14 protein-coding genes are annotated in these 14,263 nt (G+C 64.8%); 3 read left to right on the forward strand and 11 right to left on the reverse strand.

Translation table 11 applies throughout. The features are described from left to right. The 3 genes from AC5Y3Z_RS10700 to yaaA all read right to left on the reverse strand — a co-directional run bounded on the left by AC5Y3Z_RS10700 (position 1) and on the right by yaaA (position 1,859). On the reverse strand, positions 1–645 hold the full coding sequence (locus tag AC5Y3Z_RS10700; protein WP_473138748.1) for an ATPase: 645 nt from the start codon (positions 643–645) through the stop codon (positions 1–3). Positions 646–657: 12 nt separating this feature from the next. Continuing rightward, entirely contained in the window at positions 658–1,014 is a 357-nt protein-coding gene (locus tag AC5Y3Z_RS10705; RefSeq protein WP_463826354.1) for a type II toxin-antitoxin system prevent-host-death family antitoxin, read from the reverse strand. Between the two features lie 92 nt (positions 1,015–1,106). Next, a complete protein-coding gene (gene yaaA / locus AC5Y3Z_RS10710; protein WP_473138747.1) occupies positions 1,107–1,859 on the reverse strand; it encodes a peroxide stress protein YaaA in 753 nt (250 codons plus the stop codon). A 91-nt stretch (positions 1,860–1,950) separates the two neighbouring features. Here yaaA and rnhA point away from each other — a divergent pair, with 91 nt between their 5' ends. Then, complete coding sequence (rnhA, locus tag AC5Y3Z_RS10715; protein ID WP_463826353.1) at positions 1,951–2,400, forward strand: ribonuclease HI; 450 nt, start codon at positions 1,951–1,953, stop codon at positions 2,398–2,400. A 27-nt stretch (positions 2,401–2,427) separates the two neighbouring features. Here rnhA and AC5Y3Z_RS10720 read toward each other — a convergent pair whose 3' ends face one another. From AC5Y3Z_RS10720 to AC5Y3Z_RS10735, 4 genes are all read right to left on the reverse strand, one after another. Further along, positions 2,428–3,198, reverse strand: coding sequence for a MerR family transcriptional regulator (locus AC5Y3Z_RS10720; protein WP_473138746.1), 771 nt, complete (start codon positions 3,196–3,198; stop codon positions 2,428–2,430). 9 nt (positions 3,199–3,207) lie between these two features. Further along, a complete protein-coding gene (locus AC5Y3Z_RS10725; RefSeq protein WP_473138745.1) occupies positions 3,208–4,689 on the reverse strand; it encodes a flavin-containing monooxygenase in 1,482 nt (493 codons plus the stop codon). 14 nt (positions 4,690–4,703) lie between these two features. Continuing rightward, positions 4,704–5,624 carry a ferritin-like domain-containing protein gene (locus AC5Y3Z_RS10730; RefSeq protein WP_463826350.1) on the reverse strand — a complete coding sequence of 307 codons (921 nt, stop codon included), beginning with the start codon at positions 5,622–5,624 and terminating at the stop codon, positions 4,704–4,706. 153 nt (positions 5,625–5,777) lie between these two features. Next, complete coding sequence (locus tag AC5Y3Z_RS10735) at positions 5,778–6,860, reverse strand: alpha/beta hydrolase (protein ID WP_473138744.1); 1,083 nt, start codon at positions 6,858–6,860, stop codon at positions 5,778–5,780. Positions 6,861–6,985: 125 nt separating this feature from the next. Between AC5Y3Z_RS10735 and AC5Y3Z_RS10740 the strand changes: the two genes are divergently transcribed. Both AC5Y3Z_RS10740 and AC5Y3Z_RS10745 read left to right on the forward strand, forming a co-directional pair. After that, positions 6,986–7,621, forward strand: a complete 636-nt coding sequence (locus AC5Y3Z_RS10740; RefSeq protein WP_463826348.1) for a TetR/AcrR family transcriptional regulator — start codon at positions 6,986–6,988, stop codon at positions 7,619–7,621. A gap of 50 nt (positions 7,622–7,671) precedes the next feature. Further along, positions 7,672–8,814 (forward strand): acyl-CoA dehydrogenase family protein, encoded by a 1,143-nt coding sequence (locus tag AC5Y3Z_RS10745; RefSeq protein ID WP_463826347.1) that lies wholly within the window; start codon positions 7,672–7,674, stop codon positions 8,812–8,814. 221 nt (positions 8,815–9,035) lie between these two features. On the opposite strand, the gene AC5Y3Z_RS10750 is transcribed toward AC5Y3Z_RS10745, so the two are convergent. From AC5Y3Z_RS10750 to AC5Y3Z_RS10765, 4 genes are all read right to left on the reverse strand, one after another. After that, on the reverse strand, positions 9,036–10,184 hold the full coding sequence (locus tag AC5Y3Z_RS10750; protein WP_473138743.1) for a PucR family transcriptional regulator: 1,149 nt from the start codon (positions 10,182–10,184) through the stop codon (positions 9,036–9,038). A gap of 124 nt (positions 10,185–10,308) precedes the next feature. After that, entirely contained in the window at positions 10,309–11,697 is a 1,389-nt protein-coding gene (locus AC5Y3Z_RS10755; protein WP_473138742.1) for a flavin monoamine oxidase family protein, read from the reverse strand. Further along, entirely contained in the window at positions 11,681–12,598 is a 918-nt protein-coding gene (locus tag AC5Y3Z_RS10760; protein ID WP_473138741.1) for an alpha/beta fold hydrolase, read from the reverse strand. Before AC5Y3Z_RS10760 ends, AC5Y3Z_RS10755 begins: the two co-directional genes overlap by 17 nt. Further along, on the reverse strand, positions 12,591–14,102 hold the full coding sequence (locus AC5Y3Z_RS10765) for a flavin-containing monooxygenase (RefSeq protein ID WP_473138740.1): 1,512 nt from the start codon (positions 14,100–14,102) through the stop codon (positions 12,591–12,593). The genes AC5Y3Z_RS10760 and AC5Y3Z_RS10765 overlap by 8 nt, the downstream gene beginning before the upstream one ends. Between the last annotated feature and the right edge of the window lie 161 nt (positions 14,103–14,263).

Here is a 14,263-nt window from a genome sequence, read left to right on the forward strand (position 1 = left end):
TCACCCATTTCGAAGGGCCGCGGCGACAACGGGTTTCGCCCAGCGAGGGGTCGCAGCCAGATCGGGTGGTCCCACGATGCGACCTCGGTCCACGTGCAGCACCAGCCGCAGAAGTGGGGTGTGGCCGGTTGCGGGATCAGCATCCGCCGAGTTGTCGTACACCCGCAGCTCGGTCAGTACCGGCAGCACGTGCACCAGATTGAGCAGGCTGTGCCGGTAGCGGCGGCGGATCGCAGCTTCCGGGATATCGTGACCGCCGGCTCGGACCCGGTGCCGCACCCGCTCGATGTGGGCTTCGGCGCTTTCCAGCCCCACGTAGAAGACCCGAACCTCGATTCCCTCAGCGGCGGCCCGGGAAATCAGAGCCGGCATGGTGTTGCCGCCGAGGGTGGTCTCGAAGGTGAAATCGAGTCGTTCAGTTATCGCCCGTTCCAACAGTTTTCGGCCCTGCTGCCACGCCGCGGCGTTCGACTCGGTTTGGTCCCAGCTCGGATTGGACCGCCGTAGCGCACGGGCCGCCTCATCGGGGTTGTAGTACTCACCCCCGGCGGCGCGGATCGCGGCACCGCCGATGCTGCTTTTGCCGGCGCCGTTGACGCCCGCCAGAACATACAGTCGCGGCGCGACAGGTGCTTTGCGAGCCACGGGCCGGCCGGGCTACCGCCGTTTCGCGGGCTTGGCCGCCGCCACCGCCGCGGTGCCGAGCTCTTCGGGGGTGGCGTTGAACGCCGCTGCCACACCCGCTTTGGCCTGCGGCGTCTGCATCGCCGCCAGCAGCTCGTCGAACTGGCCACCGAGCGCGTTCAGGTCCGGGGTGACCGAGTTGACCAATGCTTCGAACTCTGCGAACGCCACCAGCACCGCTCTGGGAGTGTTGTGTTTGGTGATCACGACCGCGCCGTCCACTGCGGCCTGTTCGAAGACCGAGCCGAACTCATTCTTGAGCCGGCTGGCAGCCACCGTCGGCACATCGACCAGCCGGCCCTCGCGGTTGCGGAACGTGACGGTGGACATTGCGCCTCCTCTGCCGAGTTTGTGACTCTTGACCCTGATTCTAACCGAATTGTCTATTTTGGCTAAAAAAGCTCATTCGTCGGCCACCGCGGTCATCGGTCCGGGGTGACGACGACGGTCAGGTCATTTCCGTTGCGCTCCACGCACATACCCGCCCGGCGGGCGACGGCAGCTACCGCGGCCGCGTTGTCGGGCTCGGCGCGGCTGGCGGCCAGCGCGCGCGCCAACCGGCCCTTGTGGGCCTTGTTGAAATGGGAGACGACGGTGCGGCGACCGTCAGGGTGCTCGTTCAGTACCTCCACGCGGACCGCAGTCGGTGTCCTGCCCAGCGCTGCATAGGATCCGGAACGCAGATCCACGATCAGGTGTTCGCCGGCCAGTTCGGCAAGCAGCGGCTCCAGCAGGGGCCGCCACCGGGCGGCCAGCGTGGGTTTCGCGGGCAGTTTCGACGTCGCCGAAAGCCGGTAGGTGGGCACCTGATCGTCGGCGCGAAGCAGCCCGAACAACGCCGAGCCGATGGCCAGCCGGGCATGCGCGCGCGCTGCTTGGGCGCCGTTGAGCGAGTCGATATCCAAGGCGTCGTACAGGACGCCGGTGTAGCGGCGGATGGCCGGCAGCGTCGGCGCCGTACGCAGGGTGGCGTTGTGCGCGATCGCGGCGTCCTGTCCAGATGAGATCGCCAGTGCCGCTCTGCATGCCGCTGGGTCGGATGCGAGGTCGACGAGTTCGCCGATCAGCGCAGAACGCAGCTGGTTGAGACCAGGATTGCTGAGTTGTTCGAGGTGCAGTGGGGTTGGGGTGCCACCGTCCCGTTTGGTTTCCGACGGCGGCAGCAGCACGATCACGGGAGCCGACTCTAGGCCGTCGACCGCGGCTCGCGCGACACGTCCCAGGTGCGTCAGCGGGACCCATCGGTCGAGGTGCGAAACTGATCCGATGGATCCCGTTGTCATCCACACCGACGGAGGTTGCCGCCCCAATCCCGGCCCCGGCGGTTGGGGAGCGGTGCTGCGGCAACGACAGCACGTCCGCGAGATGTGTGGCGGTGAGCCCGGTCCGACAAGCAATAACCGGATGGAGTTGACCGCGCCGATCATGGCGCTCGAAGCCCTGACCAGACCCGTGCTGGTGCACCTCTACACCGACAGCACCTACGTCCGCAACGGCATCACCAAGTGGGTGCTCGGCTGGGAGCGCAACGGCTGGCAGACCGCGGCAAAGCAGCCGGTGAAGAATGTCGACCTGTGGCGCCGGCTCCAGATCGCTTGTGCCAGACATCAAGTCGAATGGTTCTGGGTGAAGGGCCACTCCGGCGTCGCGGACAACGAATTGGCTGACGTGTTGGCGACCCGGGGGTTGCGGGAAGCGGTCGCGGCGTCGGCGTGACGCATTCCCCGGGCCGAGGCTCCCCGATTACCGGGCAGCCGTCGACACGTCCGGGGCGCTGGTTTGTACTGCCGCCTGGCGGTATTCGCGCATTTCGGCGCGCACTGCTTCATCGAGTGCCCGGTCCAGGCTGGCCTGGGCGGAACGTCGTGCCACCCGCCGCATGACATCGATAATGTCTGCGGCCCAGGCCAATTCGGCATCGTTGGTGGGATACCAGCCGCTGCCGCGTTGCCGGACGATTTCGGTGTGTCCGTGCCGTGCCAGCGCACGCGCCGCGTCGTCGAGTTTCTTGTCCACCGCCCCGGACGTCGTCAAGATGGCGGCCAGCGGCATACCGCGAGACATCAGGGTCGCAAAGTCGTTGATGATCCGGCGGTCCGGCACCAGGTAGCCGTCACCGGAAGGTTCGATCACCCCGCTGCTGCACAGCCGGCGAAGCGTCTTTGCGTCCAGGGGACCGAGCTTGTCCTGCAACTGCTCCAACGACATGACCCGCGACTCCGGGTGTGACCACGGCGAGGTCACCAACTCGCCCAGGTCCGCGAGGTCCAGCACCTCGACCAGCTCCTGACCGCTCTGCAGACCGGTCACGAATTTCAGGATGTGCTTGACGGTGAAGCCTTCTTTGAGCAGTCGGGTGACCGCCTGCAGCTGGCTGAGGTGCCGGTCGGTGTAGATCGACACCCGGCCGCGCCGCTGGGGACGAGCCAGCAGGCCGTTCTCCTGGTAGACCCGCACGTTGCGGGTGGTGGTACCCGCTTCGCGCGCAAGGTCGTCGATGCGGTACTCGGTCACCGGGGGAGCCTATCCGGTGAGAACCGGATCGGCGGTGTTCAGTGCTGCGGTGATCTTGTAATCCTGCAGATCCAGTGCCTTCAGTTGTTTCACGTACTGGGTGGCAAAGCCGGGATACATGGTGGCGTTGAAGCCGTCCTCGGTCAGGTACCAGCTCTGGCAGCCGGAGTTCCAGGTGGTGGCTTGCAGGCGCCGCTGGATGTCCTCGTTGTACCGGTCCTGCACCTCGGGCCGGACGTCGAGCGACTTCCAACCGAATTCCAGCAGCTTGAAAATCGCCGCGACGATGTAGTCGATCTGGGCCTCCATGTACACCAGCGCCGAGCTGTGGCCCGGTCCGGAGTTCGGCCCGAAGGTGAAAAACAGGTTGGGATAACCGGATACGGCAACGCTGCGATAGGCGTATGCACCTTTGCTCCACTCCGAGGCCAGTTCCCTGCCCTCGATCCCGGTGACCGGGATCGGCGATCCGGTCGTGGACACGTCGAAGCCGGTAGCGAACACGATGGCGTCGAAGTGATGCTCGATGCCCTCGACCGTCCGAATTCCCTTGGGCGACAACCGGGCAATCGGCCAGGTCACCAGTTTGCAGTTCTCGGCTTGCAGCGCCGGATAGTAGTCACTGGTCATCAGCAGCCGTTTGCAACCGGCCGAGAAGTCCGGCTGCAGCTGGCGCCGCATCCACGGATCCCGTACCTGCACCCGCAGATTGGCCCGGCTCACGGCCTCCACCACCCGGGTGAACGGGGTATCCCACACCACGCCGAGCGCTACCGACTCGTGTCCCCAGTACCAGGCGGACCGGACCAGCTTGCCGGCCAGCGGCAGTTCCTTATGGACACGTTTGATCCACCCGCTGACCTCGCCGTTGAACTTCGGCAGCACCCACCCCGGCGTGCGTTGGAACACCTTGACCGATTCGGCGACCTTGACCAATTCCGGGATGATCTGCACGGCGCTGGCGCCGGTACCGATCACCGCGACCTTTTTACCGGTGAAGTCGTAGTCGTGATCCCAACGGGCGCTGTGGATTTTGCGTCCCGCATACGTGTCGATGCCTGGCAGGTTGGGCAAGCTCGCGTTCGACAGCGGGCCCGAGGCAACGATGACGGTGCGGGCGCGGACCGGTTCACGGTCGGCAAAACTGAGCGTCCACTGTCCCTGCGCCTCGTCGTAGACGACGCCGGTGACGTTGTGCGCGAAGCGGATGTGCGGTGCGATGCCGCGGGATTCGACCATGCCGTCGATGTACTGCAGGATCTCGGCACTGCCCGAATAGGTGCGCGACCAGTCCGGGTTCGGCGCGAAACTGTAGGAATACAAGCGAGACGGGATGTCGCACGCCGCACCGGGATACGTGTTGTCTCGCCAGGTGCCTCCCACCCGGGTATCCCGCTCGAAGATCGCAAAGTCGGTGATGCCGCGGTCTTTGAGGCGGATTGCGGCGCCGATGCCGGCGAACCCGGCACCGATGATTGCTACGGAAATCATGTCGTGGGGCTCCATCAGGCGACTGGTTCGTAGGTGAGTTCCTGCGACCAGGTGGGTGTGCGGTGCACCAGGGGCATCGGGATGACACTGGTGACCTTGACCAACGAATCGGCGAACCAGTGGTACTTGGAGGTGCGGTCGATCACCTTCTTGCCGTGCCAGGCGACAAGCCGATACATCGGCAGCTTGCGGGCGAAAGCGCTTCGCTCACCGACACTTTGGAATCGGCGTACCGCTGCGTTCAGGCGTTGTTCGTTGACGCCCATCGCAACGATGTTGTCGCGCATCTTGTTCAGCAGCGCGAAATAGCTGAAGATGCCGACCAGGATCTGGGGGTTGAGCCAGCCTGCGGCGGTGTCGATGAGCATCTTGCGCATGGTGGCGTGTCCCAGCAGATCGATCACCTCGAAGTCGACTGCCAAATGCCGGGACTCGTCCGAGTTGATCCGTTGAAACACCTCTTGGGCCACCGGGTCCTTGATCTCGTCGGTGATGAACTTGATCAGGGCCCCGTCCAGCGCCACCTCGAGCATCGGAATCACCGTGCCGAGAAAGGGCAGTTTCAGATCGTCGGCGTGCTTGTCCAGGAAGTTGATGATCAACTGCACGTTGACATTCGGCGCCGGGATCTCGTCGTCATCGAGCATCCCCCACCGACGCATCAGCGCGAGTTCGGCGTTGGCGTGCTTCTGCTCTTCGGCATGGAAATGCTGGTAGATGCTCTTCAGCGTCGGGTTGGGTGCCTTCTTGGCTAACGCGGCGAAACCACGGGCACCGACGTTCTCGATCCACATCAGGTCACTCATGAACGGCTTGAGCTTGGCCCACAACTCCGGATCGATCAGCTCGGCTCCCGGTGCGTCCCAGTCGATATCGACCAGGGCCCACTGCTTGTCTTTGATCTTTTGCAACATGCTGTCCAGATCCATCGCCACGATCAATCAGTCCTTTCGGGGATTCACTCGGAGATCGGCCTGCAGTGCCGAACCGGCCGCGAACAAGGACCGAGCGGCATTCGGACGGGAACCGTCATGTCCCGAGCCCACCACGGACTCTGCCATTTGTCAATGTGCCAACAGCTAATGGCACTATCGCTCGCGGACGGTCTGCGGAAGGGCCTCGTCCGCCGCCGCCGTGCGGATGACGTGCTGGAGCGTGCCTGAATCAGGCGTTGCGGCAACCCCTTTCGGATGCCGGAGAACATTGCGGCCGCGCAGGTTCTGCACGCCTCGTCGCAATCGCCCCCGGGCAGCAACTCTTTGGGCAGGCGGGACCGCCTGCGGCGGGTCGCAGCGCCCGGGCGCGAGGGCAGCGGCCAAGAAGTCGCCGCTGTGCCGCAGCGCGGTCCGCGCTTCGGGAATGGCGCGGAACATGGCAGGGAAGACATGTATTTGTCCCCGCGCGACGTGCAGGCTGACCGCCGCGCCGGCCGCCCCCAGCCGGGCAGCGAACGAACGGGCATCGTCAAGCAGCATTTCGGTGCCGCCGACATGGATCATCGTCGGCGGAAATCCGTCGACGTCGGCATTGAGCACATCCAGCAACTCGTGGCGAGGGTCCGCCTCGCCGATGTAGAACGCGAACGTCGCTCCCACCCGCCGCGCCGGGGCGAAGGCGTCACGTCGGCGGCGATCCCTGCTGACCGCGAGGCCACCGGTCAGATCCAGCGCGGGCGAGAACAACAGCACCGCGGTGGGAGCCGGCAGACCTTGCCGGCGCGCTGCCAGGGTGGTGGCCACGGCCAATTGGCCGCCGGCAGAATCGCCGGCCACCGCCACTGGCCGCCCCGATGCTGTCAACCACCGGTAGGCCCGTACGGCGTCGTCCACCGCGTGCGGGAAGGGGTACAGCGGTGCCTTGCGATATTCGACGGCGAAAACCGGACGGCCGGCCGCGGCGGACAACTCGCCGATCAGCCCGCGATGGGTCCGCGGGGAGCACGCCACGAAGGCGCCGCCGTGAATGTAGAGCACCGCAGGCCCGCCGGGATCGACTCCGGCCGCACAGACCCATTCGCCACGGATCCGGCCGTCCACGCCAGACATGTCGACAGGTTCGATGCGCAGCCCCCGCCGCGGCGCGGACGCCGCCGCCAGGAACACCCGCAGCGTCGCGTCCAGACCGGCCACGCCCATCGGGTTGCCGGGCAGCACGCCGGCCAACGGCCGCATCGTCGAACGGCTGAGCGCAAACAGAGCTCTACTCTGCCGACTCGGCCGATGCACTACATCGTTGTGTTGCATATGTATCGATGTAACATTATCGGTGTGTTTGTTTCAAATCGGGTGGTGCGGCGGTGAGGTACACCGGGCTACTCGCCAAGGCGGTGCAGAAAGTCGGATCGATACCGGCCGAAGGAACCACCGCTGAGCGCATTCTGGACTCCGCGCTGAGCCAGTTCGAGGTGTTCGGCATCAACCGGTCCACGGTGGAGGACATCACCCGTCGCTCCGGGCTGTCGCGGGTCACCCTCTACCGGTATTTCTCCAGCAAGGACGCGATCATCGAGGCGGTCCTGGTTCGCGAACTCGAGACGTTCCTGCGGGAGCTGAACAGTTACGCAGGCCAGCAGTCCACCGTCGAGGACAAGTTCGTCGAAGGGTTCGTCTTCGTCCTCAACACGTTGCGCGAACACACCCTGTTGCAGCGCCTGCTGGCGACCGAGCCCGAAGCGGTACTGCCCTTCCTGACCACTGAGGGGTCCAGCACCATGCAGACGGCGTCGGCGTTCCTGGCCCGCCAACTGTCCTCGGAACTGCCGCACGACGACCGCACGCAACTGGAACTCCTCGAGATCGCCGAAGTGACCGTGCGGATCTGTCTGTCGTTCGTGCTCACGCCCTCCCAGCACATCGCCCTCGGCGACGACGACGCGGCACGCAGCTTCGCCCGCCGCTATCTGTTACCGCCCCTGCTCGGGCTCAGCACCTAGCCCTGGCACCACCCATCCCGCATCAAACCTGTACGAGAATAGGAATTTTCATGGCGCACCGCTCGGCTTGGATGACCGAAGAACTCGACGGACTACGCGACCTGGTCCGTGACTTCCTCGCCAAGGAGGTCACACCCAACGTCGAGAAGTTCATCGACCAACACCACGTCGACCGGGACCTGTGGACCAAGGCCGGAGAGGTCGGCCTGCTGTGCATGTCGATCCCCGAGGAGTACGGCGGGGGCGGCGGAACCTTTGCCCACGAAGCGGTTCTCATCGAGGAACAGGCCCGCATTGCGGACACCTCCTGGGGAGTGAGCCTGCACAACACCATCGTCGCGCATTACCTGCTGGCCTACGGCACCGAAGAGCAGAAGCAGACGTGGCTGCCGCGGATGGCCTCCGGCGAAGTCGTCGGCGCCATCGCGATGACCGAGCCGGGCACCGGATCGGATCTGCAGAACGTCAAGACCCGGGCCATCCGCGACGGGGACGAGTACGTCGTCAACGGCTCGAAAACGTTCATCACCAACGGCTCTCAGGCCGACCTCATCATCACCGTCGTCAAAACCTCGGTCAACGAAGCCGCCAGCGGTATCTCGCTGGTGCTCGTCGAGGGCGACCGGCCCGGGTTCCGCCGCGGTCGCGTGCTGGACAAGATCGGCCAGAAAGGCCAGGACACCTCGGAGTTGTTCTTCGACGACGTGCGCATCCCCACCACCAACCTGCTGGGCGACACCGAAGGGCAGGGCTTCATCCAGCTGATGCAGCAGCTGCCCCAGGAACGCCTCATCATCGCCGTGGGATCGGTTGCTGGAATGGAATCGGCTGTCGCGCAGACCATTGCGTACACCAAGAGCCGACAAGCCTTCGGCAAGCCGATTTTTGGATTCCAGAACACCAAGTTCAAACTCGCCGAAGCTGCCACCGAGACCAAGATCGCGCGCGTCTTCCTCGACGACTGCATCACCAAACACCTACGCGGCGAACTCGACATCCCGACCGTCGCCATGGCCAAGTGGTGGACCACCGAACGAGCCATGAACGTCGCCGACCAGTGCCTGCAGCTGCACGGCGGCTACGGCTACATGACCGAATACCCGATCGCCCGTATGTGGGCGGACAACCGGGTGCAGATGATCTACGCCGGCACGAACGAAATCATGAAAGAGATCATCGCGCGGACGTTGTGAAGCGGCCGGTGCTTCCTACCTGATATTCGCCAGCTTTACGAAACCGCGACCGCGGGAGCCAAGCGGGTGGCAGCGCGACAGGCGTTGCGCTCACGATGGTGTCGTCTCTGGCGGAGTCTACACAGTAGCGGCCAGTGTTAGGTCGACCGCTCCCTACCTGCCGGTGGTATACGCCTGCGGATGCTGTTCGCGGTGTCATCTTGACGCCCCGTCTCGTGCAATCAGGAGGGCATGGTCGTCGCGATATTGGGCGCAATATCCAGCACCAAGAGTGCCGCGGCGACGTGTGTGGGGTTGTCTTCCACTTTGACCACGGAGAGTTCATTAGCACGCGACACCCGGCGCTCGACGGTGTTTCGGTGCGCATAGAGGTTGGCCGCCGCCCGAGTGGTGTTGAAGCCGCACTGCACGTAGGTCAGCAGCGCCAGCCGCAACGCTTCGTCTGCTTCGGCCAACGCGCCGAGAGTCTTGGTGACGAACCGTCGTGCGCTGGCGGGGTCCGTCGTAATGCTGTCGATGAGCTCGACGTCTGCGTACGCCGTAAAGCGCCGGTCGGATCCGAGCCGAACGATCAGCGCCTGAGCCGCGAGGGCGTCCTGGTGGCTGGACCTGAACCCGTCGAGTCCTTTTCCCGGCCTTCCGACGGCCGCTCGAATATCCGCTGCCTTCGCCACGATCTTCTCGACGTGGCGGACGTCAGGTGTCGCGGTCCCGGATAGCCAGATCCAACGCGACGCAGCACTTGCGCGGGCTATCAGGGCGCTTCCCCCCGCCGAAGCGGAACGCACGGCCGCGACCACGTCGTCCAACGCGTCGGCCCGCTGAAGATCGTCGGTCCATACGACGAGTCCCACGTGCGAGCGGGCCAACCGGTACCTCAGCCGCCCTTCCGCGAGGTCCTCGGTCATGGGGGCCCCACTGGCGATCAGCTGTATCAGCGCAATCGCGTCGGCACTCGCATTACCCATCGCGGCCGCAAGGCTGGCCTCACGCAGGGCAGAGACCGAGTCGAGGGCGTACTGCACCAACGACTTCGCCGACACGTCGAGAACCTCCACGAGGAGGTCAGGGTCTGTGCAATGCGACACGCATTCTTCGAGCCATCGGCGCCAGCCGACACCGAGCGCCACCCGCCATCCTCCCGCGAAATCCGGTGCGATGCCGCGGGAAACGAGGTCGCGGATGTACTCCGCTATCCTCGGGCCGATGTAAGGTTCGACCCTTCGCCCCGGTTGCTGGATGTTCGACGTCAGCCACTGGACGAGATCGGAGCGGTTGAGGTGGCGGTCCTCCTCGACCAGCGACGCATCCGGAAGCAGGGCAGGCTCGTACTGCGCCATGAGTGCGGCCCCCGCGATGACCTCAGTCATCGCATCCGTCTCCGTCAAGAGCCGCTGACACAGTGTTCGGATTGCGTCAGCGGCCTCGACGGTGGGCAGGGGCCACAAATCCTCCATACCGACAAGTCTCCCCTGACCGTGCGGGACGAGGCGCTTACACCGACGCCTTTTCCTCGACGCTGACCAGCCCGGCGACCCGTTCTGCGGCCCGCAGGCCAGCGAGAATGGCACCATTCATGGTTCCGGCCCACTCGCCTGCGGTTTCGGTGCCAGCCCAGTAAATCCGCCCGTGCGGGTCGGTGAGGGCGCTGCCGTAGCTCACGGACGCATAGGGAGGCGCGGCGGGGTGCGGTCCACCAGGGGCGAACGCATCTGTGCCCCAGCAGTGGTCGATGTAATCGATGGGGGTCATCGCCTGTGGGCCGTACAAGTCGGCCAGCTGTTGGATCACTCGGCTGCGCCGCATCTCGGGACTGAAGCCGTCGAACACGCGCGGGGAGCAGAACACCATCAGGATTCCGGGTCCACTGTCGTCCGGCGAGACATCGAAGGTGATGAACGCCGTTCCGGTGTCGGTAAGCCCTTCACCCGAAAGCCCGTCAGCCCGCCAGAATGGCTTTTCATAGGCAACGAACGCCTTGCTGAGCGCGCCCATGGGCCAGGTTCTCGTGAGTCCCGCAGCTTTCTCTGGAAGCGCAGGCTGGAACTCGATGTCGGCGCGGTGCGGCGGGGCGACCGTGACGATGGCGTACTTGGCTCTGATTGTTGCCGAGTCGGTCTGGACGGTTGCGCCGTTGTCGTCTTGAGTGATACGGCGAACCGGAGCATCTACGACAATTCGGTCACCGAGCCGCTCGGCGAGCCGCTTGGCGATCTCCTGAGTGGTTTCGGTGATTCGGTCCTGATTGGCCCCGTTCTCGACGTCGAGCATATGGCTGAGCCCCCCTGCGGCGCGGATGTAGCGCAGTACGTGAAGCAGCGAGACGTCTGCCGGGCTGCAGCCCCACTGCACCTTGCTGACAATCGCCATCAGCGCACGAGTACTGGACAGCGCCCTTTTGCGATCGAGCCATTCACCGAACGAGACGGCGTCGAGTTGGACGGCGTCCGGGGACTCCCAGGCGGCATCGACGTTGACGGTCCGTACCAACTTTTCCAGCGCCCGCTGGATGCGGGCCATGTCGACCAAGACTGCCGGGGAGACGGCAGGGATGGTGCCCTTGTACGTGCGACGGCGACCGGCCATCCACAGGACGTTGCGGCCTTCGTTGAACTGACCGGTCGTCGTGCATCCCATTCGCTTGGCGAGGTCGCGGATTGCGGTGTGCCGCGGCGAAACCCACGTTGCCCCGAGGTCCACCTCGACGCCAGCGACCTCACCGGAGAACGATCGACCCCCGACCCGGTCCCGACCTTCGACAACTATGACTGAAAGCCCCATGCTGACCAGGCGCTCTGCTGCACTCAAGCCGGCGAACCCCGCACCGACGATGACGACATCGACAGTCGGGGCGCCGGAACTGCTTTCACGAGATTTCGACATGATTCCCTCCTTGGTTCACGCGGTCTGCATGTTGTGAGACGTATTGGGCGATCGGATCGACGAGGGCCTCGGGAATGTGATGGCCCATCCCGGGAATGACGACATGCTGGGCCGAGCGGATTGCCTGCACGGTGGCTGCGCCGCCACTGGGGTTCACCAAGACGTCGCGATCACCGTTGATGACCACGGTCGGTGCAGTGATCCTGCGCAACTGTTCGGTCCGGTCGCCGGATGCCTGGATCGCCTGAATCTGGCGGGCGATTCCGGCGGCCTGGTCCCCGGCGCACCGATCCCAACCACGCGCTGCGACGGCTGCTTCCGCGGCGTCGTCGATGGGGTACGCCGTTCCGGCGATGTGCCGAGTGATCTGCAGGTGGTTGCGCACGGCTGCAGTTCTGGTCTTGGCCGGCGCAGCGAGGAGCAGTCGCATCGTCGACAGCGCAGGCCGGCCGACTTTGCGCGCGCCGGTGGTCGAGAAAATGGACGTCAGGGACAGCACCCGCTCCGGTTTCGTCGCCGCGATCGTCTGCGCGATCATGCCGCCCATCGATCGTCCGACGAGGTGAATTTGCGCGATCCCGAGATGGTCGAGCAATTCAACACAGTCAGTTGCCATGTCCGCCAGCGTGTAGGCGTCGCTGCGGGGGCGCGCGAACACCCGGCGCCAGATCGAGGGGGGCGGGCTGCTCGCGAACGTGGACTGGCCGATGTCCCGGTTATCCATGCGAAGGACCCGAAAACCCTGGCCGACAAGCGATCCGACGAATGACTCGGTCCAGAAGGTAAGGTCCTCCCCTAGCCCGGCGATGAGCAGGATCGCGGGGTCGGCCTTGTCTCCGGACTCACGGAAGCAGATCGTCACTCCGGATGAGAGGTTTGCGTACCGGTCTGAGTCAGACATAGGCCTGTGCCCTCTCGCTGACGCCGAACTCGAGGTGCTCGTCGGCGACCGGACCGCGCAGCGCCTTGGCGTCCTCCTGGTACGACATCGCCATCCGCCACGGGGCGACCGCGCCCTGCTTCGGTAGGAACTTCGCCCCGCGCTTGGCGTAGCCGGATTGAAGGTCCATCACAGGCCTGCGATCCATTCCGGGCAGCGGAACCGGGACCGCCCGGTCGTAGCCATGGGCATCCATGTGCTTGACGAGGTCGATGAAGTAGCGGCACATCAGGCTCACCTTGAGAGTCCAGGACGACGTCGTGTAGCCAATGGCCATCGCCCAGTTGGGGATTCCGCTCAGAAGCATCCCGCGATAGGCGAAGGAGTCGGCGAGGTCCACCTGCTGCCCGTCGACCACGATCGGCATTCCGTCGAACAGTTGCAGGTTCAGTCCGGTGGCGGTCACGATGATGTCGGCTTCGAGCTCTTCGCCCGACTTCACGACGATTCCGTGCTTGCTGAACCGCACGATGGAGTCAGTGACCACCGAGGCGCTGCCGTCCTTGATCGCGTCGAAGAAGTCGCCGTCGGGCGCTGCACACAGTCGCTGGTCCCATGGGTTGTAGGGCGGGTTGAAGTGCTTGTCGACGTCGAAACCCTCGGGGAGTCGCTTGATGTTCGCGCGGCGAATCAGCTTTCGCCCAGCGTGCGGGAACATCCGAAGCCCCTTGACGATCCCGCGTTCGATCCAGATGTTCTTGAACCGAGTCACGGCGTATCCACGTTTAGCGCCCAGGAGTTTCGTGAGCGCGACCGCGACGCTGTCGACCCGGGGAATCGGCATGATGTAGGTCGGAGTGCGCTGCAGCATCGTCACGTGTTGGGCCGCACCAGCGCCGGTCAACATCGCCGGCACCATCGTGACCGCGGTCGCGCCGCTGCCGATGATGACGACCTTCTTGCCGCGGTAGTCGAGGTTGTCCGGCCAGTGTTGGGGGTGCACCACCAGCCCTTCGAAGTCGTCGCGGCCGGCAAACTCCGGAGCGAACCCCTGGTCGTAGCGGTAGTAACCAGTGGCCGCGAAAACCCACCCAGTGCGGATCGTCTTCGTGGCAGTCCAGCCGGTGACGGGGTCTGTCGCTTCGACGGTGAGCGTCCACTTCGAGTCCGTCGAGGACCATTCGGACTGTGCGACGCGGTGCCGGAACTTGATGAGGCCCGCCAGGTTGTTCTCGTCGACCGTTTCCTGGAGGTACTCCCGGATCAGGTGTGCGTCGGCGATCGCCGACTCGTGGCGCCACGGCTTGAACTCGTACCCGAAGGTGTGCAGGTCGGAGTCGGAGCGGATGCCCGGGTAGCGGAAGAGATCCCATGTGCCGCCGATGTTGTCGCGGCCCTCCAACACGACGAGGGACTTGTCCGGAAGCTCGCGGGTGAAATACGTTGCCGCGCCGATTCCCGAGATTCCCGCTCCGATGATGACGACGTCGAACTCCTCGACCTCGCCCAATACCTCAGTTGTCATGGCTGCCAACTCCTCGTCGTTCTGGTGACTTCGTGACGTCCACAGTGGCTGAGGTATGGCGTTGCTCACTACGACGTTGCGCACCTCCTTTCGTCCGAGCGAGTGCATGGTGCACCGGGAGCGGTACCGGGGTGTCTGACGGGTGCACGGTGCCCTTGGTG

It is taken from the genome of Mycobacterium sp. NGS61 (assembly GCF_059812325.1).

What these genes read in the sequence shown, in the direction of transcription:
- AC5Y3Z_RS10705 (WP_463826354.1), bottom strand. Translation starts at nt 1,014, where the DNA reads ATGTCCACCGTCACGTTCCGCAACCGCGAGGGCCGGCTGGTCGATGTG.
- rnhA (WP_463826353.1), top strand. Translation starts at nt 1,951, where the DNA reads ATGGATCCCGTTGTCATCCACACCGACGGAGGTTGCCGCCCCAATCCC.
- AC5Y3Z_RS10725 (WP_473138745.1), bottom strand. Translation starts at nt 4,689, where the DNA reads ATGATTTCCGTAGCAATCATCGGTGCCGGGTTCGCCGGCATCGGCGCC.
- AC5Y3Z_RS10735 (WP_473138744.1), bottom strand. Translation starts at nt 6,860, where the DNA reads ATGCGGCCGTTGGCCGGCGTGCTGCCCGGCAACCCGATGGGCGTGGCC.
- AC5Y3Z_RS10745 (WP_463826347.1), top strand. Translation starts at nt 7,672, where the DNA reads ATGGCGCACCGCTCGGCTTGGATGACCGAAGAACTCGACGGACTACGC.
- AC5Y3Z_RS10750 (WP_473138743.1), bottom strand. Translation starts at nt 10,184, where the DNA reads ATGACTGAGGTCATCGCGGGGGCCGCACTCATGGCGCAGTACGAGCCT.
- AC5Y3Z_RS10755 (WP_473138742.1), bottom strand. Translation starts at nt 11,697, where the DNA reads ATGTCGAAATCTCGTGAAAGCAGTTCCGGCGCCCCGACTGTCGATGTC.
- AC5Y3Z_RS10760 (WP_473138741.1), bottom strand. Translation starts at nt 12,598, where the DNA reads ATGTCTGACTCAGACCGGTACGCAAACCTCTCATCCGGAGTGACGATC.
- AC5Y3Z_RS10765 (WP_473138740.1), bottom strand. Translation starts at nt 14,102, where the DNA reads ATGACAACTGAGGTATTGGGCGAGGTCGAGGAGTTCGACGTCGTCATC.